Genomic DNA, 24,111 nt, shown 5'->3' on the forward strand with positions numbered 1-24,111 from the left:
CTCTCCCCCAGCCCCTCCCCTACGAGGGGAGGGGAGCAAGAAGGAAGAGGAAAAAAGAGGAAATAAAAGTCCGGTTCCCCTTCCCTTGCTCTTAACAGGGTTAGTTTTTAACTTGCAAAAAATTATTTGTATGACTTCAACAATCCAAGAACCCAAAAGCAATACACTTCTAGAAAACGAAAAAGTTTACCGAAAGCTTCAGATTAATTATACACGCTGCAAGCAACAAGATCATACCCAGTTACTTGACGAAGCAGCAGCGTCTTTCCGATATGAAGATTGCCAAGATGAATACTGGAATCCAAAGGAATTTTCCTTACTTTACGGTACTCCCTTATGGGAACAATCTAGCGCAAGTCAGAAGATAATTTTAAATCAACTTTATTGGGTTGCATATTACTCGCAAATTATCTCTGCCGAAATTGCCACAATCTACTTTAATCAAACTAGCGCCGCCGGATTGTATGCTCAAGAAGACTTTCGTTTAGTCTGCGATATTCTAGACCTTGAATCTGGGCAAGAACGCGCTCACATAAACGCCTTTAAAACAATTTCTACGCAGGTAGAAGCTGCCCTTTTTGGAAAGCGAGTCTTCAGCTACCCGATGCGCGGGCCTTTTAATGAGACGATGATTTTTGCTGATACCAACGCTTTAAAAGCGTGGTGGAAAAAACTTCAACTTCAGTGCTTCGGACTCCTTAGTGCGGGAAACACCTTTCTGGCTTGTCAATACTTTACGGTGCGGGGTGTGCGGACGCTGAACGGTAAGCTAGTGCAGCACAAACTCAGCAATTACTATCAAAAACATCCCAACCAAGAAAAAGCTCCTATTCCCGCAAAGATTTCCTACTATCACTTCATGGATGAGAGCTTTCATTTTAACAGTTCTACCATCCTCTCCCATGATGTAATAAATTGCCTGAAATCGCCGACAGCTTTTGAAAGTTTTGTGGCGAATTTAGGGCTACGTGGTTGTCAGAAAGATCATTATCACTTCTCAGCAGCGATCAATGGTATATTTTGGTACGATCCTGCCTTATATCCAGCGATCTACGAAGTGATGCGATCGCGTGTTTTTGGGATGAGCGATCGCGAAGCTAAAGAAATGATCAAAAAATGCTTCACCCAAGAATCCGAAGGCTTAAATCGCAGCTACGAAACCCACAAAGAAGCCATAGAATCATACAAAGTATACCTCGAAAAAATTAATTATACTTGGAAAACTAACAAAGAAATGTCTATCATGTCTGCCAATTCCATCCCCAAATACCTCGCCACCCAAAAAAAGGCAATTGGTAACTGGTAAGCCGGTTTCTCGTTTCTCCTCTGCGTTCTCTCTTGCCTGTGCAGTTTTTTCCTTATGAACCAGCTACAAAACCAAAACACCCAACCACTGTTAAAGATGAAAATCTTTAACAACTGGGATATTATTGCCAAAGGCTGGTACATAGCGTGTCCTAGCAGAGAACTTCCCCCCTTAAAAGCAAAATCCTTAGAACTTTGCGGACAAAGAATAGTAATATTTCGAGGACAAGACGGAAAAGTTCGTGCCTTAGATGCCTATTGTCCGCATATAGGAACTGACTTAGGAATTGGACGAGTAGATGGAAATTTTATTCGCTGCTTTTTCCATCATTGGGGATTTGATGGCGAAGGTAACTGCAAGGATATCCCTTGTGAAGCAACCATTCCTGAAAAAGCCCGTCTTCAATCTTATGCCACCGAAGAAAAATACGATCTAATTTGGATTTATCCAGATGCCAAAGCTCCCGAAGGCGTAGCAGAATTCGACGAACTCAAAGGCAAATCAATTGTAACCATACATGACAAAGCCTTTGAGCGCAGTTGTCACCATCATATTTGCATGATGAACGGAATTGATGCTCAACATTTGCAAACAGTCCACAAAGTAGACATCAAAATGGAGCTATCTTTAAATGAAAATAAATCTGGCACGTTGATTGATTTTACACTCAAAGGCGAGTTGCCCAAAACCACGCGCCGAGAACGTATTGGAGGAAAAATTTTGGGCGCTCAGTATGAATATTGCATGAGGTATGCAGATGGCTGTATAGGACTTTTGACAACCATGAAAAATGTGAAGCTTTTTCCTTCACTGCACATGATTTACGCTTATACGCCTATAGAACCTGGCAGAACTCGTATTCAGCCTATTTATGTAGCTGAGAAGAGAAAAGGGCTTTTCGGTTCGTTTATGACGTGGCTATTACTTTTTTTCACCAAGTTGGGATACTACGCTTTGCGTGGTGAGGATGGAAAAATATATGACAATATTCGGTTTAATCCGAATGCGTTGCTGGCTATTGATACGCCTTTAGTAAAGTATATGCAATATGTTAATCAGCTTGAACCTTCGGTATGGTCAAGAAAATTAACTGACACACAGTAAATAAGTAAAGCAAAGTAGTTTTGTAATAATTAATTTAAAGAACAGAGTCACGGAGAAGGTAGAGGAAAGAAATTATAAAAAATTTGTGGTGGTTGAGTTGAGGTAAAGAAACCAATCCTAGAATTAGCAATCAACTAAAAGCAATGAGTGAGCAATGTTGTGTAGTTAGTTTTCCAGGGACAAATTATGCACCGCTAACTCTGGAAAAAAATGAGAATCTTTCGGAACATCTGACGGTGCAAAATTCCCCGGTACTTTTTGGCTGCCGTACCGGAGTTTGTGGGACTTGTCTTGTAGTTGTAGAAGGTGATATTCCTCCTCCAAGTGAAGAAGAAAAGGAGGTTTTGGAAATTTTGACTTCGGGTGACATTCGAGCAAGGTTAGCTTGTCAACTGAATTTGACGAACCATATTGCGATCGCACTCTTGTAAATTAAAAATCCAAAATTAAAAATTAAAAATTTACAAGACACTTTTTTAATTTTTGATTTATTGTGAAAAACAGTGAAATTTGAACATTTTTGGTACGTTGTCGCACTCAGCGAACATCTGACATCTAATACTGTGCTGGAACGCACAGTTCTGGGTGAATGGCTGGCAATTTTTCGAGATGAAGAGGGAAAACCTGTTGCACTACGCGATCGCTGTATGCACAGAAACAGCCGTCTCTCGCGGGGAAATATCTGTCAGGGAAAAATTCAGTGTCCCTATCACGGCTGGGTTTACGACAAAACTGGCAAGGTGGTAGCTGTTCCCGCAGAGGGAGAAAATTTTAAGGCTACTAATGCTCGTCGCACGCAGAATTATGACACAAAAGAGCAGGATGGATACGTGTATGTAAGGCTGGCGCAGAATCCAGAGGAGGAATTTGAGCCTTTTGCAATGCCTTACTATGATAAGCCTGGATGGGAAACGGTTCGGGTAATTAACCGCTTCCGGAACAATGTTACTAACTGTGCGGAGAACTTTATTGATATTCCTCACACTGTTTCTGTTCATCCTGGGGTATTTCGCACGCCTCGCTGTTCAAAGTTGGAAATGACGGTAGAGAGACGGAATGGATCGGTTTTTGCCGAATACCGGAATGAAACTACTAACCTCGGCTGGTATAGCCGTTTTTTAAACCGAGGCGGTTACGAAATTCGACACACAGATAGCTTTCATATGCCGAATGTCACCAGTGTAGAGTACGACATGGGGCCGAGAAGAAGGCTTTTTATTACCAGTCAGTCTGTACCCGAAGCAGAAGACTCGACTCTCGTTTATACAGATGTGACTTTCAACTACGGAATCTGGAGCAAAATTGCTCGTCCTTTTGTGCGTTGGACTGCACAATACATTATCCGTCAAGATGTGGAAATTTTGGGTATTCAACAGGATGTAATTGAAAAATATGGGACTCAGTTTGCGAATACTCCCGCTGATACCATCCACCTTTTTGTTGAATCTATCCGGAATAAGATTGCATCTGGCGAAGATCCTAGAACGCTATCTGATAAGGCAGTTAAAGTAAATTTTTGGGTTTAAAGATTGTTGAGGCGAAGAATTCAAAGTTGTTAGTTAAAATTCCAAAATTCACCAATTACCAATTACTTTTTTATGGGAGTTTTTGCTGCATTTGTAATTTTGATGACGCTGACTGCTAGTAATGACCGCAGTTTAACAGCACTCCGATCTAGGAAATTTGAAGACTGGGTTCTCGATGTTGTGGGTTTGTTTTTTCAGGGCATTCTCATACCCATCTTGCAAGGTACAGTAGTTTACCAACTTTACCACTATCTTTTACCGAGCGATCGCGCTTTATTTGTGCCTCCAGTGGCAGCATTTGTCCTTAGCTTTGTTGTTGTAGATTACCTATACTACTGGAACCATCGCCTGCTCCATAGTCGATGGCTATGGAATCTGCATCTGGTACATCATACCAGCACCGAAATGAATGTTCTTTCTACCTCTAGAAATACCCTGTGGACAAGTTTTTTAATTATCTACTTGTGGGTTCACGCTTTGTTTATTTATTTGCTACAAGATCCCACGTGGTACATTGCAGGTATTAGCCTCAGTTCAGCTTTGGACTTGTGGCGACACAGCACAACGACACCCAAACCAAACTCCGCCCTTTATTGCTGGCTGTCGATTTTCCTCATCTTACCCCAGGATCATGCTTGGCATCATGCCAGTGAAAACTTTAGCGGAAACTATGGAGCAAATTTAAAGCTTTGGGATCTGATGCACGGTACTTATTATAAATATGATAAGGCACCGAAATCTTTGGGAATTAAAAGTAATTTAAGCCTAAACCAAAAATTATTTTATCCCTTTTCAAAGCCAGAGTAAAAATATAAAAAAGTAGGTTGCGTTAAGCGTTAAGCCATAACTCACCTGATAAGGATAGTGCGTCACTCTAAAAATCCCAAATTAAATGACTTTTCTCAGTGTAATACTTTCATTTTTCCCCGCCATAATCATCTTGCTAGCTGTTTCGTCTTTCCTCTGGGTTTGTTTCTCACCAGGAATCTTTAGCATCTTAACTTTGCTTTTTTCTCTGTACGGATTTCCACTTTTGGTATATCGGATTCATGAGCTTTTTTACCCAATCAAAGAAGGTATTAGCTATCTAGGCACAAAAGAGTATTCACCTTGGTGGGGAAGTCACCAAATCCAAGTTATATACATCGCCTTTCCTGCACTAGAAACATTACTTCGCTTAATTCCTGGTGCATTTTCCATTTGGCTTCGCCTCTGGGGTGCAAAAGTCGGTAAAAGTGTTTACTGGACACCACAACTAGAAATCGCAGATCGCGGATTAGTTGAAATAGGCGATCGCGTAATTTTCGGACACGGAGTTGGAATTTATTCGCACATCATAAAACCTAGAAAAAATGACTTAATGCTGTATGTAAAAAAAGTTAAAATCGGCACCAACGTATTTTTAGGAGCTTGGAATCATGTTGGGCCCGGAGTTGCAGTTGAAGACGAAACCTATGTTCCAGTTGCTACTCATTTATATCCGAACAAAAAATTTTCCAAAGATTAGGATTTATCAAAAAGTTGTGTAGCTACCGAAACCTACTTTTAACCTGTTATTTACGGTTTATTCCTCATTATGATGCACCATATTATCAACCTCTTCGGAAACCTTCTCGCTCCTGCTGCTCAAAATTTTTTTCATGCACTAGATAATCCTCAAAAGATGCAGCAATCTGTTCAACAAGAGATTGTATACCGTCTTGCCAAGAGCGAATATGGCAAATCTTTAGGTATCAACTCTATTGCTGCTGATTGGCACCACATTCCAATTGTTGAATATCAAGATATTCACGAATGGGTTGAGAAACAGAAAAAAACTAAAGCTCCAATTCTTACACCTGACCCCATACTTTTTTACGAAAAAACTTCCGGAAGTAGCGGCGCAGCTAAATGGATTCCTTACACACAATCTCTGCGCTCTTCATTTAATCATATGTTCTGTGTTTGGGCGCATGACCTAATTCAGCATGGGCCAAAATTTTCCACTGGCAAGATATACTTTTGTATTTCCCCTCAGCTTGGGAATGATGCTACCGCAGAGTCAGGAGTAAAAGTTGGATTGAAGGATGACTCGGAATATTTAGATGGATGGTTGAGACAGTTTTTGAGTCCTTTTTTAGTTTCGCCTCCCGGAATAAATAGCCTCCGCAATCCAGAAGATTTCAAAAATAAACTTTCTCAAACTTTGCTACTTGAGGAGAACCTAGAAATTATCTCAATTTGGAGTCCAACTTTTCTAAAAGTTCACCTAGACTATATCCAAGAACATCAGAAACGGCTTGTTTCTGAACTTGGGAATAAGCTATCAGTAGAACGTCAAAAGTTACTTTTAAAACCAGAAATACCCTGGACAAAGCTTTGGCGAGAACTCAAGCTGATATCCTGCTGGGATAGTGGTAATGCTGCGGATGGTGCAGGATTTTTGCGATCGCTATTTCCTGGTGTCACAATCCAAGGAAAAGGGTTACTAGCAACTGAAGCGCCAATAACAATTCCCCTAATTGCGGCGCAGGGATGCGTTCCGCTACTCGATGAGGTGTTTTTTGAGTTTGCGGATGAAAACGGGAATATCCACAGCCTGCACGAACTTGAGATGGGGAACGTCTATAAGATTATTATTTCACAAAAGGGGGGTCTGTATCGTTATCGAATAGGCGATCGCGTCCGCGTTACCCATTTTTACAAAAATACACCTTGCCTGGAATTTCTCGGCAGAAGTGAGGAGATAAGCGATTTAGTTGGCGAGAAACTTCATTCTGAATTCGTGCGCGAAATTATCGAGAGTTTGCCGCTAGAAGGAACGTTTTTTAAAAGCTTAGTTCCTGCAACTTCCCCACAGGAACATTATATTCTTTTACTCGACACAGCCAAGCAACCTGCTGATGCGATCGCGCGACAACTAGATGATGCTTTGATGCGATCGCACCACTATAAAAAAGCTCGGCTTCTAGGTCAACTTTCTCCGGTGCGAGTGCTTGTGTCAAGACAAATACCTGAAACTTTAACTATGTACAAAACCCAGTCTGGCAGCAAGTGGGGAGACTTGAAACACCAGCTTCTTGTCACCAACCCAATTGAAGAAAAGCTTCTAGTCGAGTTAGAAAAGCTTTCATATACCGTTGTTTAAGAATATTTCTAGGTAGAAACCGTGAGAGAGCGAAACCCAACAAATATCAAAAACTGTATTAAATTTTTGTACTCTAAGAGCGAGTTGTAATTTACAGTAGGCTGGTAAACTTATTTAATAACGAAACGCTCGTTGCTGTTACAGTTCTATTTGAGACTGATTAGCCTCGTCTGTGAATGCGTCAAGGATGAGGCGCGAGTAGGACAAGCCGCGCATCCGCTGTTTTACAGTTAGATTCCGCTAAAAAAGTCAGAAAATAAAGTGTCGTCAGAGGGGTAGCTGTGGCTCGTAAACGCTTGATTATCGAGATGGGTATGGGGATAGATCAGCACGGACAGGAACCGACTGTCGCCGCAGCAAGGGCTGTAAGAAATGCGATCGCGCATAATGCTTTGCCTGGTGTCTGGGAAGTTGCAGGGTTAAGCGATCCCGATCAAATGATAGTTGAAGTACAAGTTGCAGTACCTTACCCGGAGCAAGTGCGGGAAGCAGAGGTTTTAGCCGTGTTACCTTTCGGTCGCAAAACTCTCACTGTCGAGTCCGGCGGAATGGTCGTTCAAGGTAGAGCAATTCCCTCTCTTAATGATAAAAATGACGAAATGCTCATCGCTGTTGCGGCTGTTACAGTTCTGATTGAAACCGAGTAGTTGAGTCGATGAAGTGGGAGCGATCGCTACTATTAATTTGGAAAGCCTGTGTCACGATGGTTGTTGTATGCTCTTTTAAGCATGTTCTTGTCCTATGACTCAAGCCACAAGCAAAAAGCTGACCTTTGATGAATTCCTCCAACAGTGTCCTGAAGATGGCATCTACGAGCTTGTAAATAGCAAAATTGTCAAAGTGGAGCCAACTAGAGCGCATAAGAATGTGTCCAGGTTTTTAGTGTTTGCTTTCAATGATGAAATTAGGCGCTTGGGACGTGATTACATTGTTGACAATGTAGTCATCAGAACTGTAACAGCAGATGGGGAAGAACAAGGTATAAGACCAGATGTAAGCGTAGTTAGTGCATCACAGTGGAACTCAAATGTACTAACCTACGGTGCGCTTACTGAACCAATTCAGCTCGCTTCGGAAGTTACTTCAACTAACTGGGACGACGATTATATTGATAAAGTAGACGAATACCAAAGACTCGGTATTCCCGAATATTGGATTGTAGATTATTTAGCGATCGCTTCAAGAACTTATCTCGGTAATCCAAAAGTCCCCACTGTTTCCGCTTACCAGTTAGTCGGGGGTGAATATCAAGTCCAACGGTTTACGGGTAATAATCGCATCATTTGCCCCACTTTTCCAGAACTAGAGCTAACTGTTGACCAAGTGGTGGCAGCTTCTCAACTACGACAGCTATAACAAAGTAAAGATTTCAGGATGAGCAGAGAAGTTGCGATCACGCTTGATTTGGAAAGTGAGTAAAGGATGATGGAGAGGAGGAAGCGATCGTATCTGTTGTGTTACAGCAGAATGTAGCATCTCAAAGAACTGCAAAAATGTATATAGGTACAACCTGAATAAGTCAGGAGGCAATTTCAGCATTCTGAATGTTGTTAGATGTCGAAGGTTAGAAAATCGCTCTATCGGGTCTAAGATTCTTGGTTAGAGCTTTTCTGATTTAAGTGTTAGCCTTAAAGTACAAAAACGCCATTAGACCGTGATAAAGCTCAGGTTGTTTGTAAGTTGTTGCCTTAAGCGGCATTTTTAGTATGTCACTCAGTAATAAACCATTAGAATCTATCGACGAAGCCGACCTTCAGGAGCTATTAGTCAACCAGATCGCTGAGGGGAAGACGCTGGAATATAAGCAAGAATTACCTGGTAGTAGTGACCCTGATAAGAAAGAGTTTCTCTACGATGTTTCATCGTTTGCTAATGCATCCGGGGGTTATTTAATTTACGGTATTAAAGAAGATGCGGGTATCCCTACAGAGATTTGTGGTCTAGATATTACCGATGTAGACGCAGTAATCTTGAGACTTGAGAGCAGCATCCAGGACGGCATAGCACCACGAATACCAGGATTGAGGGTTAAGGCTATTCGTTTGCATAACACGCGAATAGTTATTGTCTTCCACATACCCAGAAGTTTCTCGCTACCTCATATGGTGAAATTTAAAAATGCATCAAGATTCTATTCCCGTAACTCAGCAGGTAAGTATCAGCTCGATGTGGGGGAATTAAGGACAGCTTTTACTCTATCGCAAAGCCTTACCGATCGCATCCGACACTTCCGCCAAGAGCGTCTTAGCAATATTGTGGCGCAAGAAACCCCGGTTCTTATGAATGCAGGAGCTAAGTTGGTACTGCACATTATCCCCATTGGTGCGTTTGATCCGGCATCCAGCTTTGATGTCGCTTCTCTTTACAATAAATACTTTGAACTTTTTGAGCCATTAACCAGTAATGGTTGGCAGCAAAGGCATAACTTCGATGGACACCTAACATTTAGCACCTCTGATGCAACTTTTGCTTATTCTTATCTACAGACTTTTAGGAACGGAATTATCGAAGCTGTTGATACTGCAACAGTTACTGTCTACGAAGGCAGAGGGATTATTTTTAAGGAGTACGAACAAGAGATTCTTAAGGCAATTTCGAGGTTCTTACCCCTTCAGCAAAATCTTGGTGTTGAACCGCCCCTTTTCATCATGCTGAGCTTCTTAGGAGTGAAGGATTACATCATGGGGGTTAATTCAGGATTTGGTCGGTCATTTGGTAGTCCCATTGACCGAGATTTCCTTTTGGTTCCCGAAGTTGTAGTTGAAGACTTCAATTTCAATTCAGCTCAAATCATGAAACCTATTTTTGATGCTGTCTGGAACGCGGCTGGATTCCCTCGGTCACTCAATTATAACGATGATGGAAACTTGCTTTGAGCCTGAGGGGGTGACACGCGCCCCTCAGTAATAAGACGCAACAAGCTGCCATTTTTTCATAGCGATTTGAGAGCTATGTTCTTGATTTTAAGTATGTTTTGACGGGTTTGTCACCCCATCAGCTATCTAACTGAACTTGATTCTGCCATTGCAGATGCGGATCGTGGCATCAATATGAACCGGGGTTTTCAAAAGGTGCTGAGTCATTTACCCAGCGTTGCTGCTCAGGATATTGGTAGTATCTTCAAAACAGTCAGCATAAATTTGATTTCCAGTGTTGGTGGTGCTAGTGTCCCGTTGTATGGGACTATGTTTCTACGGGCTAGCACGACGTTAGCTAACAAATTGGAACTGACCGATGAGGATATGGTGACGCTTTTCCAAGCGTTTGTAGATGGCGTTCTGCAACGAGGTAAGCCGATGGGGGATAAAACGATGCTTGATGCCCTCTGACCCGCATCTAATGCTTTTAAGCAAGCTGTGGCTGGTTGTGCGAGTACACTAGAAGCATGACAACAAGCTGTAGCCGTAGCCGTAGAGGGAATGAAAAACACTATCCCCTTAGTAGCGAAGAAAGGGAGGGCGAGTTATTTAGGCGATCGCAGTATCAATCATCTCGATCCCGGTGCCACCTCTACCTATCTTATTCTCAAAACGCTGCTGAAAACTTTGGAAATGTAGAGACGCAATATATTGCGTTCTGAGTAGAATTAGAAATATTCTCTACTCGGATTTATTCTAAACCTAATCATTGCAGGATTATTAAAATTCTGCTAAAAAAATGCTTTCTTCATCGCCTAAAGTATCGCTTCCCGTTTTGCCAGAAATCATTGATGGATTGCCGAATATTTCTGGGTGGGAAAAAGAGGTTAATTTGGTAGTAAACCGCAATGAACCTGTATTTTTACCAACTACGAATCTGCGTTTAGAAGATATTTCGGCAGGGTTTGCGATCGCGCTCCATATGCACCAGCCTACCATCCCCGCAGGCTCCAATGGCGAATTCCAGAGCAACCTGCAATATATGCTTGAGCATCCCCAAGAGGGAGACAACCATAATGCAGAGCCATTCGCCTATTGTTATAGTCGCATGGGAGAATTTATTCCTGAACTTGTCGCCAATGGTTGCAATCCTCGCGTCATGCTAGATTACTCCGGAAATCTTCTCTGGGGACTGGGACAAATGGGACGCGGAGATGTCTTAGAAAATCTGAAGCGCATTACCATAGATCCAACCTACCAGCCTTATGTAGAATGGATTGGTACAATGTGGAGTCATGCAGTTGTTCCTTCTACGCCAATTCCAGATATCAAGTTGCATATTCAAGCTTGGCAACATTATTTCGCAGCGATTTTTGGTTGGGATGCACTGGCGCGGGTGAAAGGATTTTCTCCACCAGAAATGCACTTGCCAAATCATCCAGATACTTTCTTTGAATTTGTGAAAGCGCTAAAAGAATGCGGATACAAATGGCTGATGGTTCAAGAGCATTCTGTTGAGAGTTTAACAGGTCACTCTCTGCAATACAAACATTTGCCTCACCGTCTAGTTGCTCGTAATTCTAAAGGAGAAACTTTGAGCATTACGGCATTAATTAAAACTCAAGGTTCGGATACGAAATTGGTCGGACAAATGCAGCCTTATTATGAGGCAAAAACTCTATCCCGACAGCAATTAGGTAAGGTTTCTGTGCCGCCAATTGTAACTCAGATTGGAGATGGAGAAAATGGCGGCGTGATGATGAATGAATTTCCCAGCGCCTTTAAGAAAGCTTGGTATGAAATGAGCGGAACGGGTACTGTGGGGATGACGGGGACGGAATATTTAGAATTAATTGAGGCTGCTGGTTGTACGCCTGATGATTATCCAACTTGTCAGCCAATTGGTCAGCACCAAATTTGGGAACGAGTAGCAGATAATTACACTCCGAAAGCTGTAGCAAATGCGATTGAAGAATTGAAGCAAACAAACTCAAATTTTCACATGGATGGTGCTTCTTGGACTAATAACTTGAGTTGGGTGAAGGGATACGAAAATGTCTTGACTCCGATGAATCAGCTTAGTGCTTTGTTTCACGAAAAGGTTGAGATGAAAGAAGGTGTTACTCAGGAATATCGGTATCGGGAAGCTTTGATGAATAATCTTTTATTGCAAACAAGCTGTTTTCGTTATTGGGGTCAAGGGGTTTGGACTGATTATGCTAGAGAAATTTATCGTCGAGGTGAAGCTAGTCTGAAAAGTAATTTTTAAGCTTTTGGATGAAAATGAACCAGTCTTGAATTGAGCCAAAAAAAGAAAGGAGAACATGGGAGCATCCCGTTTAGTTTCAACTACTGATTCTTGAGTTGTAACTGCGGACTCCCAACTCCCAACTCCCAACTCCTGATAAATTGAGATACTTTTACTGTTAATGCGTCTCTTGCTTCGGAAATAACCTATTTAATATCAGCACCGGATGCAGCAGTCACCGAACTGCGTCTCATTTACTAGCTCTTGCACTCCAAAAGCCACTTTTTGAGTGTGAAATACTATGACCATTCCAACCATTATTTAAGTATTATCACTTGCCCGTTATCAGGTGTTTTTTCACTGACTATAGCAATCTTATATGAAGCGAGTATGAAGGTAGTGTTTATTTTATATAAAATTTTTACTTTTTTATAAGCAAAATTTTTCATCTATATTAAGATTGGCATATTTATAAATAGGACACTGGTGCAGAAAATTCAAGATATGCGATCGCGCTTTTGAGCCATCTTTGCTGCAACCGCCGAAAACTCATTTTGTATCAGGGTTGGAGATTGACGAAAAAGCCTAAAAGCTTGTCAAAGTAGGCTTTCCCTAGAAAAATTCATTTATCAACCTAAAAATCGTGATTTATAGAAATTTTTGGGAATTATAGAACTGAAGCTGCCGAAATTCGTCATTTAACTTGCTTGTTGCACATTGGGCAAATTTTGGCAAGGTTAAACAAAATTTAGGGATGCGATCGCGTCCCAGTGTTGATTTGTTACTTAGTGAGAATTTATTGAGAAGTATAAATTATGGCAGACCTATATTTTTCTGAGTATGTCGAGGGTAGCAGTAACAACAAAGCACTCGAAATCTACAACGGCACTGGGGCGGCAATTGACCTCGAAGCAGCAGGTTATGCCATAGACATTTATTCCAACGGTAGCCCTACACCTATTCATACTTTCAACCTGACTGGAACCGTAGCAAATAGCGATGTCTTTGTCTTTGCACTCAATAACGGTACTAATCCAGCTATCATTGCCCAAGCTGACCAGCTGGATACCAATCAATTTAATTGGTACAACGGCGACGATGCCATTGTGCTGCGTAAAAATACAACCATTATTGACGTAATTGGTCAGATTGGCGTAGACCCAGGCACAGAGTGGGGTACTGGGCTTACCAGTACGCAAGACAATACGCTGACTCGAAATCGAAGTGTAACGGCTGGAGATACCAATCCCAATGATGCCTTTAACCCCACCGCTGAATGGCAAGGATTTCTTGTTAATACATTCAACGGTTTGGGCAGCTACTATGCTACACCAGTCCTGAATAACTCTGGCTCTGTGACGCTGCCAGCTATTAATGAGGATATACCCGACCCTAACAACATCGGCACTAAGCTCTTTGATCTAATTAGTGGCTTAGTCACAGATGTTAATAATGACCCGCAAGGAATTGCCGTAACGGGGGTAGATAACAGCAACGGCATCTGGCAATACTCACTTGACGGCGGTAGCAATTGGACAAAGTTTGGTGCAGTGTCGGATACCAACGCAACAGTGTTGGGTTGGACAAGCTTGTATACAAGTCAAGTAGGTACTGCACCAAGCAGTCAAAGGCTAACGTTTGCAAATCTTAGCGGTGCCATTCAAACTGTGGGTAGTGGTGCGACTACTCTCACTAGCCTTGCCAATAGCAACATATATACTGGCTACACTACATCGTCCTTTACCCTTGACCGAACCAAAGGCTACACCATCAACTTCAGTGTCAAAATCAACACTGAGGATCATAGCCCTGCCAGCGCACAAAAAAACCCCAGTCAAGATTCTATTGCAGATCGAGCTGGTTTCAGCATCATCGCTATTAGCTCAGACGGTCAGAAAGGTATAGAAATTGGCTTTTGGGATAATGAAATCTGGGTGCAGGATGATGGTGTTACGCCTGGTAATGGTTCAATTTTCACCCACACTGTCAATTCTGCCGAGCGCTATTTTGGCAGCACCACGACTTTAAAGGACTATTCCCTGTCGGTTCTAGGCAACAACTACACGCTTTACGCTAACGGTACGCAAATTCTGAGTGGCTTGCTACGGGACTACACCGCCTTTGTGGGATCTATAGACCCTTACGAAACTCCTAACTTTATCTTTTTAGGAGACGACACCACAAGTGCCTCTGCTAGTTTCGACTTGACACGGGTTGCAGTTCAGGTAGCAGAACCAAGAATCCGCTTCGTACCCAACGCCAACTACAACGGCACCACGCCAAATATTACCTTCCGCGCTTGGGATGGGACGGATGGGATTGTTAGCGGTACTACTGAGGTAAACGCCTCAGTAAATGGAGGTACGACACCATTTAGCAGTGCTAGCGAGACAGCCACAATTACAGTTAACCCAATCAACGATGCGCCGACGTTCGTGGCTGGGGGAAATCAAAATGCGATCGCTGGCTCTGGATTACAAACTGTAGCTGGATGGGCAAGCAATTTCAATCCTGGCGCAACGGAATCAACTCAAAGTGTCGATAGTTACATAGTTAACGTCACTAGCAACTCTGGTATTTTTGCGACTCCGCCAGCAATTGACCCGCTGACAGGCAATCTTACTTATACTCCTACTGCAACAATTGGTACAGCTACTACAGCGACAGTTCAAGTCCAAGTCAAGGATAACGGCGGCACTGCTAACGGTGGTGTCGATACCTCAGTAGCGCAAACCTTTCAAATTACCGTCAACCCTGGAACACCGACAGTTAGCATCCAGGCGATAGATGCTGATGCAGCAGAAGCGGGCGCAAATACTGGAACTTACCAGATTACTCGTACTGGCAACACAACGGGCAATTTAACTGTAAAATTTGCCGTCAGTAATAACAGTGCCACCAGTGGTGACTACACCCTAACAGATAGTAACGGCAAAGCGATCGCTATCTCGAATGGAATTGCCACCGTCACTCTATTAGATGGACAAGCGTCTTTCAATATTACTCTTAGCGCAGTTGACGACATCCAAGCGGAGGCAGCTGAAACACTAAAGTTAGATTTAGTAGCTGACGCGGCGTATGCGATCGCATCTTCCCAAAATACCGCAACCGTCACCATCCAGCAAAATGACACGGTAGTCATTAACGCCAACGACAGCGGCGAAGGTTCGCTACGACAAGCAATTATCAACGCGAACGCCCTTATTGGCACCGATACCATCGGGTTTCAAATTGGCAGTGGTTTACAGACAATTACACCCCTGTCAGCTTTACCTACCATCACCGATTCGGTAATTATTGACGGCACTACTCAGCCTGGATTTTCTGGTACTCCCATTATTCAATTAAGTGGAAGTGGGACGGGTACTGGACTGGAAATTACTGCGGGCAATAGTACAGTCCGTGGCTTAATTTTTAATGGTTTTCAGAATGGGATTGAGTTAAGCGCCGGTGGCAATAATGTTATTGCAGGCAACTTTATTGGGACGAATGCGGTGGGTAATACAGCCGCAGGTAACTCTGCCTGGGGGGTGTTTATCAACGGTTCCTCTAACAATATCATCGGGGGAACGACGGCAGGGACGCGCAACATTATTTCCGGTAACAGTGTCGGTCTGTTCGTCACTGGTAGCGGGAATCAAATCCAAGGTAACTACATCGGGACTGATGTCACTGGTAATGTTGACTTGGGCAATAGTGCTGACGGTATAAGCATCCAAGGAACCAACAACATCATTGGCGGGACGACAACCGACGCACGGAACGTCATCTCCGGCAATAATCAGAATGGTGTCAGCATTAGCCAAGCCAGTTCCACCGGAAACCAGATATTAGGGAACTACATTGGCACCAATGCTGCTGGTACTGCCGATTTAGGTAACACTCTCAATGGTGTAGAAATTCAATACGTATCCAATAACATTATCGGCGGGACAGCCGCTGGCGCAGGTAATGTTATTTCTGGTAATAACAGTAACGGTATCTGGATTACAGGCAGCACTGCTACGGGGAACCAAGTACAAGGCAACTACATTGGCACCCAAGCCGATGGTAGCAGCGCTTTAGGGAATACTTTCCGGGGAGTGTGGCTTACCGATGCTAACGATAATATCATCGGCGGGACGGCAGCAGGAACTGGGAATGCGATCGCTTTTAATGGTCAAGAAGGGGTATTGGTTAGTTCCGGCATTGGCAATGCTATCCTGGGGAACTCCATCTTCTCCAACACTAACTTAGGAATTGATCTTGGCAGTATCGGCGTAACCGCTAACGATGTTGGCGATGGTGACGCGGGGGCGAACAATCTGCAAAATTTCCCGTTGCTGACTTCTGCGGTTTTAAATGGTGTCAACACAACGGTTACAGGAACATTCAACAGCAACCCCAACGCTACATTCAGACTAGAATTTTTCTCTAACACAGCCTTAGATGCGTCTGGCAATGGAGAGGGTAAAACATTCCTTGGCTTTACCAATGTAACGACTGATGCCAGTGGTAATGGCAGCTTTACGGCTAATTTGGCGACGACGGTAGCGTTGGGTAACTTTATTACCGCAACAGCAACCAATTCCAACAACACCTCCGAGTTTTCCACCGGAATACCCGTTACCACACTTGTCAGTATTAATGCCATAGATGCTACCGCTGCTGAATCAGGCACCGATACAGGCATTTACCAGATTACTCGAACTGGTACAACGGGCAATTTGACAGTAAATCTTGCTGTTGATGGTAGCAGCAGTGCTAGCGGAAATGACTATACACTGAGTAGCGGTGGTTTGTCGGTGGTGATTCCGGATGGGAAGAGTTTTGTCAATGTTACTCTTACTGCTGTTGATGGTAATTTGCCAGAGTTAGAGGAAACGCTGCGGCTAAACTTGGCGATAGGTGCAGGTTACACCATTGATACTGATAATGATAATGCTACGGTAGCGATCGCATCCAACGACACGATTCAATACGCGATTATCACTGCTTCCCCTGCTCCCCCAACTCTAAACGAAGGTGACGCTGATAAGCAAACCGTTACCTTTACTGTCACACGCAGCGGCGGGATTGGCGTAGCAAGTACCGTTGATTATGCAATTGGTGGGACTGCTACTTCTGGCACTGACTATAACAATATTCTGGTAAATGGTGAAGGAGCTGCTCTTTCTGGCACTATTAATTTTGCTGCTGGTGAGGAGACAAAGACGATTGAATTGGATGTCTTGGGTGACACAACATTTGAACTTGATGAAAATATTTCTGTCACTCTCAGTAATCCTAACCTGACGGATGCCCCAGCAAGTTCTAAAATTACTACAGCTATAGCACAGGTAACGGTTGAAGACGATGACAATCAACCTACTATCAGCATCAACGATGTCAGCGGAACCGAAGGAAATAACGACACAACTAACGCTACCTTTACTATTAGCCTTTCTGATGCAAGTAGCGAAACTGTCACCGTAAATTACGCCACATCTGACGGTACAGCTACCACAATTGACGGAGATTACACTGGCGTTACATCAACACCAATCACCTTCAACCCTGGAGAAACAACCAAAACTATCACTGTTGCTATTAACGGTGATAATAAATTTGAGACAAATGAAACCTTTAACGTGAATCTCAGTGGTGCGACTAATGCCACCATTGCTGATAACACGGGAGTTGGTACGATTACTAATGATGATAATCAACCGCAAATTAGCATTGATGATGTCAGCGTAACTGAAGGCAACGACGGCACTGTTAATGCCATCTTCACTGTTAGCCTCTCCAACCCCAGCAGCTTACCTGTCAGCATCAACTACGCCACAGCCAATAATACTGCGATCGCTAGTAGTGACTACAGTACTACCAATGGCACCTTAACCTTCAACCCTGGAGTCACCACTCAAACCATCAGCGTTCCGGTTATTGGTGAATTGGCAACTGAAGCAAATGAAAGCTTTTTTGTCAACCTGTCCAACCCAATCAATGCCACAATTGCCGATAACCAGGGTATCGGCACCATCATCGACAACGACGCGGCTGGCTTCACCATTTCCTCGATTAGCGGTAACACTACCGAAGCCGGAGGAAAAGCCACCTTCACCGTAAAATTGAATAGCGCCCCCACCGCTGATGTCACAATTGGTTTAACCAGTTCTGACACAAGCGAAGGCAAAGTCTCGGCATCTAGCCTCACTTTCAGTGCCAATAATTGGAATATCGCCCAGACTGTAACCGTCACTGGTGTTGATGATGCGATCGCTGATGGCAATATTCCTTACAGTATCATCACTGCTCCAGTAGTTAGCACTGATAATAAATACAACAACCTTAACCCTAACGATGTCGCTGTCACCAACATCGACAATGACATTGCTGGCTTCACCATCACCCCAGCGAGGCGGCTACAAACCACCGAAGCGGGTGTCCAAGCCAGCTTCATAGTGAAACTCAATAGCCAACCCACAGCTAATGTCACCCTTGGTTTAGTCAGTTCTGATACCACCGAAGGCATTTCCACCTCTAGCCTCACCTTCACCCCGAACAACTGGAATATTGCCCAAACTGTAACTGTTACGGGTGTGGATGATGTAGTTGTTGATGGTAACATCGCTTACAAGATACTCACTAAACCAGCCGTTAGCGCTGATAGTAAATACAATCGGCTTAATCCGGTTAATGTCGCTGTTAGAAACGCGGACAACGACATCGTAGAATTTAACGTGATTAACGGCACATCAGTTTCTGAAACATTGGTGGGAACCACTCAAAGCGATCGCATCTATGGTTTTGGTGGACATGACACCATTTCCGCTGGACTAGGAAACGACCAAATTTACGGTGATGATGGCAACGACACGCTAATTGGCGATATCAGCAATAACTTGGTTGCAGGTGGCGATGACTTTATTTATGGCGGTACAGGAAGCGATCGCATCTATGGCAACGATGGCAATGATTTCCTCTACGGCGAGTCAGGAAACGATCTAATTTTCGGCGATTCTGGCAATGACCTTCTCAGAGGCGGCTTAGGCAATGATGTGGTTACGGGTGGTACTGGACGCGATACTTTTGTCTTTGCCAGAGGCGAAGGCACTGACATCATCGGCGACTTTCAAATTGGTAGTGACTTCATTGGTTTAGCTGGCGGTTTGAGTTTGGGTCAGTTGTTGATTACACAAAGAAGTAGCCAAACTGTGATTACTCTATCCGACGGTGAGGTTTTAGCAGCTTTGAATAATGTTAATGCTGCTACTCTCCAAAGCTATGCTGCCAGCACTTTTGTGACGATTTAGTATCTAACCCCTAACTCCTTCCCGATTCCGGCAAGGGGAAAAACATTAGCCCTTCTCCTCAAAAGAGAGGGCTTTAAGTCTTTGCGTATAAATTTTAAAGCTACTGTAAAACTTTGACGAAGTTTCTAATCACTACGCTATTTGGCGTATATCATCCCCCTAAAGATAGATTATAGTCAAGAAAAGAAACCAATATTGAGAGGGATGGATACTGAAAAACTACCGACTTCACAGTTGTACGCGATCGCAGACAGCACTGCCTGAGCGTAATCACCGTTATAAGCGGGTAAAAAAGATTACATTAATGTCCGCCCTCACTTACCTTGCCACCCAAATAACGCCATCTGCGTCAGACTCCTAACCCACTGGTGGCGGGTGCATTACCAAAATAATTAATTTTTTGTCAATACCACCAAGTTATTTGGCAGCGCGATGTGTTGCGATTCGCGCCCGACTTTTGATGGCTTCTAGTAACTAACTATAAGGAATCCTCACGGTGCAAGACCTCAACCAGAACGCCAACAATCAAGACTCCACCAATTCTATGACTGAAGTTACTTCCACCGCCGCCAATAAACAGATTGTTTTCATCGATGCCACAGTTGCGGATAAAGAAAGCCTGGCGGCGGGTGTCGCATCGGGAACTGAGGTAATTATCCTTGACTCCACGCGGGATGGTGTAGCACAGATTACCGAAGTGTTGGCAAATCGCAGCGATATCGCCAGCGTTCACATTGTCTCCCACGGTGCTGAAGGCAATTTGCAACTGGGAGCGAGTGCGGTTAACGCGGATAACCTACAAGCTTACAGCAACTCTCTACAGCAGTGGGCGAGTGTTTTAACAGCGGACGCCGATATTCTTCTGTATGGTTGCGACGTAGCATCTGGAGAGACTGGGGAAGCCTTCGTGCAACAGCTGAGTCAGTTGACGGGTGCTGACGTTGCTGCTTCTGATGACTTGACGGGGAGCACGGCGCTGGGAGGTGACTGGGATTTAGAGGTAGCAACTGGGCAAATTGAGTCAGCTCTTGCCTTTGATGCACCGAGAAGGGAGGCGTACCAGTCTGTATTGCCTTTGTCATTTGCACCCAAGACTGACATTGGGGTGGGAAATAGTCCCTCTTCTGTAGCCGTAGGAGACTTCAACAGGGACGGTCGGCTCGACCTCGCCACGGCAAACCAAAGCTCCAACAACGTTTCGGTACTCTTAGGCAATGCTACGGGAGGCTTTGCTGCTGCCACTAACTTTGGGGTGGGAAGTAGTCCCGAGTCTGTAGCCGTAGGAGACTTCAACGGGGACGGTCGGCTCGACCTCGCCACACCAAACTATGCCTCTAACAACGTTTCGGTACTCTTAGGCAATGCTACGGGAGGCTTTGCTGCTGCCACTAACTTTGAGCTAGGGACACGTCCCAATTCTGTAGCCGTAGGAGACTTCAACGGGGACGGTAGGCTCGACCTCGCCACGGCAAACCAAGTCCCTAACAACGTTTCGGTACTCTTAGGCAATGCTACGGGAGGCTTTGCTGCTGCCACTAACTTTGGGGTGGGAAATAGTCCCTCTTCTGTAGCCGTAGGAGACTTCAACGGGGACGGTCGGCTCGACCTCGCCACAGCAAACTATGGCTCTAGCAACGTTTCGGTACTCTTAGGCAATGCTACGGGAGGCTTTGCTGCTGCCACTAACTTTGGGGTGGGAAGTAATCCCTCTTCTGTAGCCGTAGGAGACTTCAACGGGGACGGTCGGCTCGACCTCGCCACAGCAAATTATCTCTCTAACAACGTTTCGGTACTATTAGGCAATGCTACGGGAGGCTTTGCTGCTGCCACTAACTTTGAGCTAGGGACACGTCCCTATTCTGTAGCCGTAGGAGACTTTAACGGGGACGGTAGGCTCGACCTCGTCACGGCAAACCTTGTATCTAACAACGTTTCGGTACTCTTAGGCAATGCTACGGGAGGCTTTGCTGCTGCCACTAACTTTGGGGTGGGAAGTAATCCCTCTTCTGTAGCCGTAGGAGACTTCAACGGGGACGGTCGGCTCGACCTCGCCACGGCAAACTCTAGAAATGACACCGTTTCGATACTACTTAATACTTATACATTGAACTCTGCCCCTGTCCTCAACAACACAGGCAACCCCACCCTAACAGAAATCCTCGAAGACCCAACCAGCAACAATGGCACCCTTGTTTCTGCCCTCATCGCCAGTGGTGCTGGCGGCAACCCCATCACCGACGCTGACACGGGTGCTGTCGAAGGCATCGCCGTCATCGGTGTAGACAATACTAACGGGACCTGGCAATACTCCACCACTGGTGGTGCGAGCTGGGCTAATTTTAACGTCTCTGCTACCTCTGCCACAGTTTTAACGGATACAGCTAACGACAGGATTCGCTTCGTCCCCAATCTCAACTACAATGGCAGCGTCGCAGACGGAATCACCTTCCGCGCTTGGGATGCCACAGACGGACACGCCAGTGGCACTACCGGGGTCAACCCTGGTGCTGGTGGTGGCGAAACCGCCTTCAGTACCACTTCAGAAACAGCGAGTATCACCGTCACCCCCGTCAACGACGCCCCCGTCGCTGTCAACGACAGCCTCACCACCAGCGAAGACACGCCACTCATCCTCTCGCAACTGCTAGCTAACGACACCGATGCCGAGGGCAATGCCCTGACCATCACCGAAATTGCCCAGCCCAGCAACGGCACAGTGGTGAGGAATGCTGATGGCACCTACACCTACACCCCCAGCGCCAACTACAACGGCACTGACAGCTTCACCTACACCATCAGCGACAACCAAGGCGGCACTTCCACCGCCACGGCAAATCTTAACGTCACTCCCGTCAACGATGCCCCTACCTTCAATGCAGGCGCTTCTCAAGTCGTCATGGCAAATTCGGGAGTGCAAACCGTTACCGGATGGGCTACTAATTTTAATCCGGGTGCAGCCAACGAATCTACTCAAACACTTGACAGCTACATAGTTAATGTAGTGGGCAACGCAAATATTTTTAAAGACGCACCCACCATCGATGCTCAGGGCAACCTGACATTCACCCCAGTTGCTAACCTTACCACCAGCACCACTGCAACCATCGAAGTCCGCGCCAAAGATAACGGCGGAACCACCAATGGTGGCGTCGATACCTCAGCGGCAAAGACTTTCAACATTACCGTCAACCCAGAACCGAAGATTACCATCAGTGATGTCACCCTTACTGAAGGCAACAGAGGTGTCAGCTATGCTGAGTTCAAAGTTTCGCTTTCCAACGCCAGCAGCAGTGTTGTCAGTGTCAACTACGCTACCGCTAACAACACAGCTGCTGCTGGCAGCGACTACACCGCCACCAACGGCATCTTAACTTTTGATCCCGGTGTCACTAGCAAAACCTTCCGGGTAGCTGTCAATGGTGACAGGGTGGATGAAGCAAATGAAAGCTTTTTTGTCAACCTGTCTAATCCCAGCAAAGCCACAATTGCGGATGCTCAAGGAGTCGGAAATATCACCGATAACGACACCGCAGGTTTCACCATCACCCCAATCAGCGGCAATACTAGCGAAGCAGGTGGTACGGCAAGCTTCAGCGTCAAACTAAATAGCAAACCGACTGCTAACGTGGCTCTAGGTTTAGCCAGTTCCGACACCACCGAAGGCACTCTTTCCACAAATACGCTCACTTTCACGGCGAATAACTGGAATGTGGCGCAAGCTGTCACCGTTAAAGGTGTTGACGATACGCTGGTTGATGGTAATCTTGCTTACAAGATCGTTACTAACCCGGCTGTTAGCGCTGACAGTAAATATAACAACCTGAATCCGCTTGATGTCACTGTCACCAACATCGACAACGATGTTGCCACCACCAACGTTATCAATGGCAATAGTTTAGTTGCCATTTCCGAAACGTTGGTAGGAACAGCTCAAAACGACCTGATTAACGGTTATGGCGGTCACGATACCATGAGTGGTGGTATGGGTAGCGATCGCATCTACGGCGGCGATGGCAACGATAACTTAATCGGCGATACTACTGCTCTAACGGGAACTTTTGGTGGCGACGATCTGATTTGGGGCGGTACGGGAAGCGATCGCATCTACGGTGGTTATGGCAATGATATGCTGTACGGCGAAGCTGGAAACGACCTTCTTTGGGGCGACGCTGGCAACGACTTACTCACTGGCGGTACTGGTAACGATATTCTTACAGGTGGTGCTGGACGCGATACTTTTGTCCTAGCTAAGGGTGAAGGTAGCGATATGATTACTGACTTCCGAGTTGGTGAAGATTTGATTGGTTTAGCTGGTGGTTTAAGTTTAGGTCAGGTGTCAATTACGCAAAGAAGCACTCAAACTGTGATTACTAATAACTCCAATGGTGAGTTGTTAGCCGCTTTGAATAATGTTAATGCTGCTACTTTCCAAAGCTACGCTTCCAGCACTTTCGTAACTATCTAAGTGTAGGAAAACCGGATTCCTAGAAGGTAAAATCGCTGCACCTATGTCAATGGGTGCAGCGAACTGATACCATCAAGTCGGCGATATTATACGCCACAATCCAAGGACGCGGAAACCCCGCCTCTACAAAGTGGAGCTTCACTCCCCCAATCCCTGTGTACAAGGGTAAGGGTGCAGCCAGCAGCTACCATGAATGCAAT

The 24,111-nt window shown here is 44.8% G+C and carries 13 protein-coding genes and 1 pseudogene; all 14 read left to right on the forward strand.

The annotated features are described in order from the left end of the window. Window positions 1–130 precede the first annotated feature (130 nt). The 14 genes and pseudogenes from NDI42_RS13400 (at window position 131) to NDI42_RS13465 (ending at window position 23,911) form a co-directional block, all read left to right on the forward strand. Window positions 131–1,306 carry a P-aminobenzoate N-oxygenase AurF gene (locus tag NDI42_RS13400; RefSeq protein ID WP_190455507.1) on the forward strand — a complete coding sequence of 392 codons (1,176 nt, stop codon included), beginning with the start codon at window positions 131–133 and terminating at the stop codon, window positions 1,304–1,306. A gap of 54 nt (window positions 1,307–1,360) precedes the next feature. Next, window positions 1,361–2,410: an aromatic ring-hydroxylating oxygenase subunit alpha gene (locus tag NDI42_RS13405; RefSeq protein WP_242017646.1), complete on the forward strand. Its 1,050-nt coding sequence runs from the start codon at window positions 1,361–1,363 to the stop codon at window positions 2,408–2,410. Window positions 2,411–2,553: 143 nt separating this feature from the next. Further along, window positions 2,554–2,841, forward strand: coding sequence for a 2Fe-2S iron-sulfur cluster-binding protein (locus NDI42_RS13410; protein WP_190455509.1), 288 nt, complete (start codon window positions 2,554–2,556; stop codon window positions 2,839–2,841). A 72-nt stretch (window positions 2,842–2,913) separates the two neighbouring features. Continuing rightward, a complete protein-coding gene (locus NDI42_RS13415; protein WP_190420730.1) occupies window positions 2,914–3,936 on the forward strand; it encodes an aromatic ring-hydroxylating dioxygenase subunit alpha in 1,023 nt (340 codons plus the stop codon). Between the two features lie 72 nt (window positions 3,937–4,008). Next, a complete protein-coding gene (locus NDI42_RS13420) occupies window positions 4,009–4,743 on the forward strand; it encodes a sterol desaturase family protein (protein ID WP_190455512.1) in 735 nt (244 codons plus the stop codon). 85 nt (window positions 4,744–4,828) lie between these two features. Beyond that, entirely contained in the window at window positions 4,829–5,443 is a 615-nt protein-coding gene (locus tag NDI42_RS13425; RefSeq protein ID WP_190455514.1) for an acyl transferase, read from the forward strand. A 72-nt stretch (window positions 5,444–5,515) separates the two neighbouring features. Beyond that, window positions 5,516–7,063, forward strand: coding sequence for a GH3 family acyl-acid amido synthetase (locus tag NDI42_RS13430; protein WP_190455586.1), 1,548 nt, complete (start codon window positions 5,516–5,518; stop codon window positions 7,061–7,063). A 281-nt stretch (window positions 7,064–7,344) separates the two neighbouring features. Continuing rightward, complete coding sequence (locus NDI42_RS13435) at window positions 7,345–7,710, forward strand: Lin0512 family protein (protein WP_190420735.1); 366 nt, start codon at window positions 7,345–7,347, stop codon at window positions 7,708–7,710. A gap of 94 nt (window positions 7,711–7,804) precedes the next feature. Then, a complete protein-coding gene (locus tag NDI42_RS13440) occupies window positions 7,805–8,419 on the forward strand; it encodes a Uma2 family endonuclease (protein WP_190455518.1) in 615 nt (204 codons plus the stop codon). 350 nt (window positions 8,420–8,769) lie between these two features. After that, window positions 8,770–9,939: an AlbA family DNA-binding domain-containing protein gene (locus NDI42_RS13445; protein ID WP_190455520.1), complete on the forward strand. Its 1,170-nt coding sequence runs from the start codon at window positions 8,770–8,772 to the stop codon at window positions 9,937–9,939. Between the two features lie 123 nt (window positions 9,940–10,062). Then, window positions 10,063–10,620 (forward strand): annotated as a pseudogene (dhaL, locus tag NDI42_RS13450) (dihydroxyacetone kinase subunit DhaL); the annotation flags it as partial. A gap of 100 nt (window positions 10,621–10,720) precedes the next feature. Next, window positions 10,721–12,190 carry a glycosyl hydrolase family 57 gene (locus tag NDI42_RS13455; protein ID WP_190455523.1) on the forward strand — a complete coding sequence of 490 codons (1,470 nt, stop codon included), beginning with the start codon at window positions 10,721–10,723 and terminating at the stop codon, window positions 12,188–12,190. Window positions 12,191–12,984: 794 nt separating this feature from the next. Next, complete coding sequence (locus NDI42_RS13460; RefSeq protein ID WP_190455526.1) at window positions 12,985–19,446, forward strand: choice-of-anchor Y domain-containing protein; 6,462 nt, start codon at window positions 12,985–12,987, stop codon at window positions 19,444–19,446. Between the two features lie 496 nt (window positions 19,447–19,942). Continuing rightward, the gene (locus NDI42_RS13465) at window positions 19,943–23,911 is read left to right on the forward strand and encodes a DUF4347 domain-containing protein (RefSeq protein WP_190455529.1); all 3,969 of its coding nucleotides are present in this window, start codon (window positions 19,943–19,945) and stop codon (window positions 23,909–23,911) included. Window positions 23,912–24,111: the final 200 nt, after the last annotated feature.

The organism is Funiculus sociatus GB2-C1, from assembly GCF_039962115.1.
Lineage (GTDB): Bacteria > Cyanobacteriota > Cyanobacteriia > Cyanobacteriales > FACHB-T130 > Funiculus > Funiculus sociatus.

Excerpts from the sequence above, each read along its gene's own strand:
- NDI42_RS13400 (WP_190455507.1), top strand. The coding sequence starts at position 131 with ATGACTTCAACAATCCAAGAACCCAAAAGCAATACACTTCTAGAAAAC.
- NDI42_RS13405 (WP_242017646.1), top strand. The coding sequence starts at position 1,361 with ATGAACCAGCTACAAAACCAAAACACCCAACCACTGTTAAAGATGAAA.
- NDI42_RS13410 (WP_190455509.1), top strand. The coding sequence starts at position 2,554 with ATGAGTGAGCAATGTTGTGTAGTTAGTTTTCCAGGGACAAATTATGCA.
- NDI42_RS13420 (WP_190455512.1), top strand. The coding sequence starts at position 4,009 with ATGGGAGTTTTTGCTGCATTTGTAATTTTGATGACGCTGACTGCTAGT.
- NDI42_RS13425 (WP_190455514.1), top strand. The coding sequence starts at position 4,829 with ATGACTTTTCTCAGTGTAATACTTTCATTTTTCCCCGCCATAATCATC.
- NDI42_RS13430 (WP_190455586.1), top strand. The coding sequence starts at position 5,516 with ATGCACCATATTATCAACCTCTTCGGAAACCTTCTCGCTCCTGCTGCT.
- NDI42_RS13440 (WP_190455518.1), top strand. The coding sequence starts at position 7,805 with ATGACTCAAGCCACAAGCAAAAAGCTGACCTTTGATGAATTCCTCCAA.
- NDI42_RS13445 (WP_190455520.1), top strand. The coding sequence starts at position 8,770 with ATGTCACTCAGTAATAAACCATTAGAATCTATCGACGAAGCCGACCTT.
- NDI42_RS13455 (WP_190455523.1), top strand. The coding sequence starts at position 10,721 with ATGCTTTCTTCATCGCCTAAAGTATCGCTTCCCGTTTTGCCAGAAATC.
- NDI42_RS13460 (WP_190455526.1), top strand. The coding sequence starts at position 12,985 with ATGGCAGACCTATATTTTTCTGAGTATGTCGAGGGTAGCAGTAACAAC.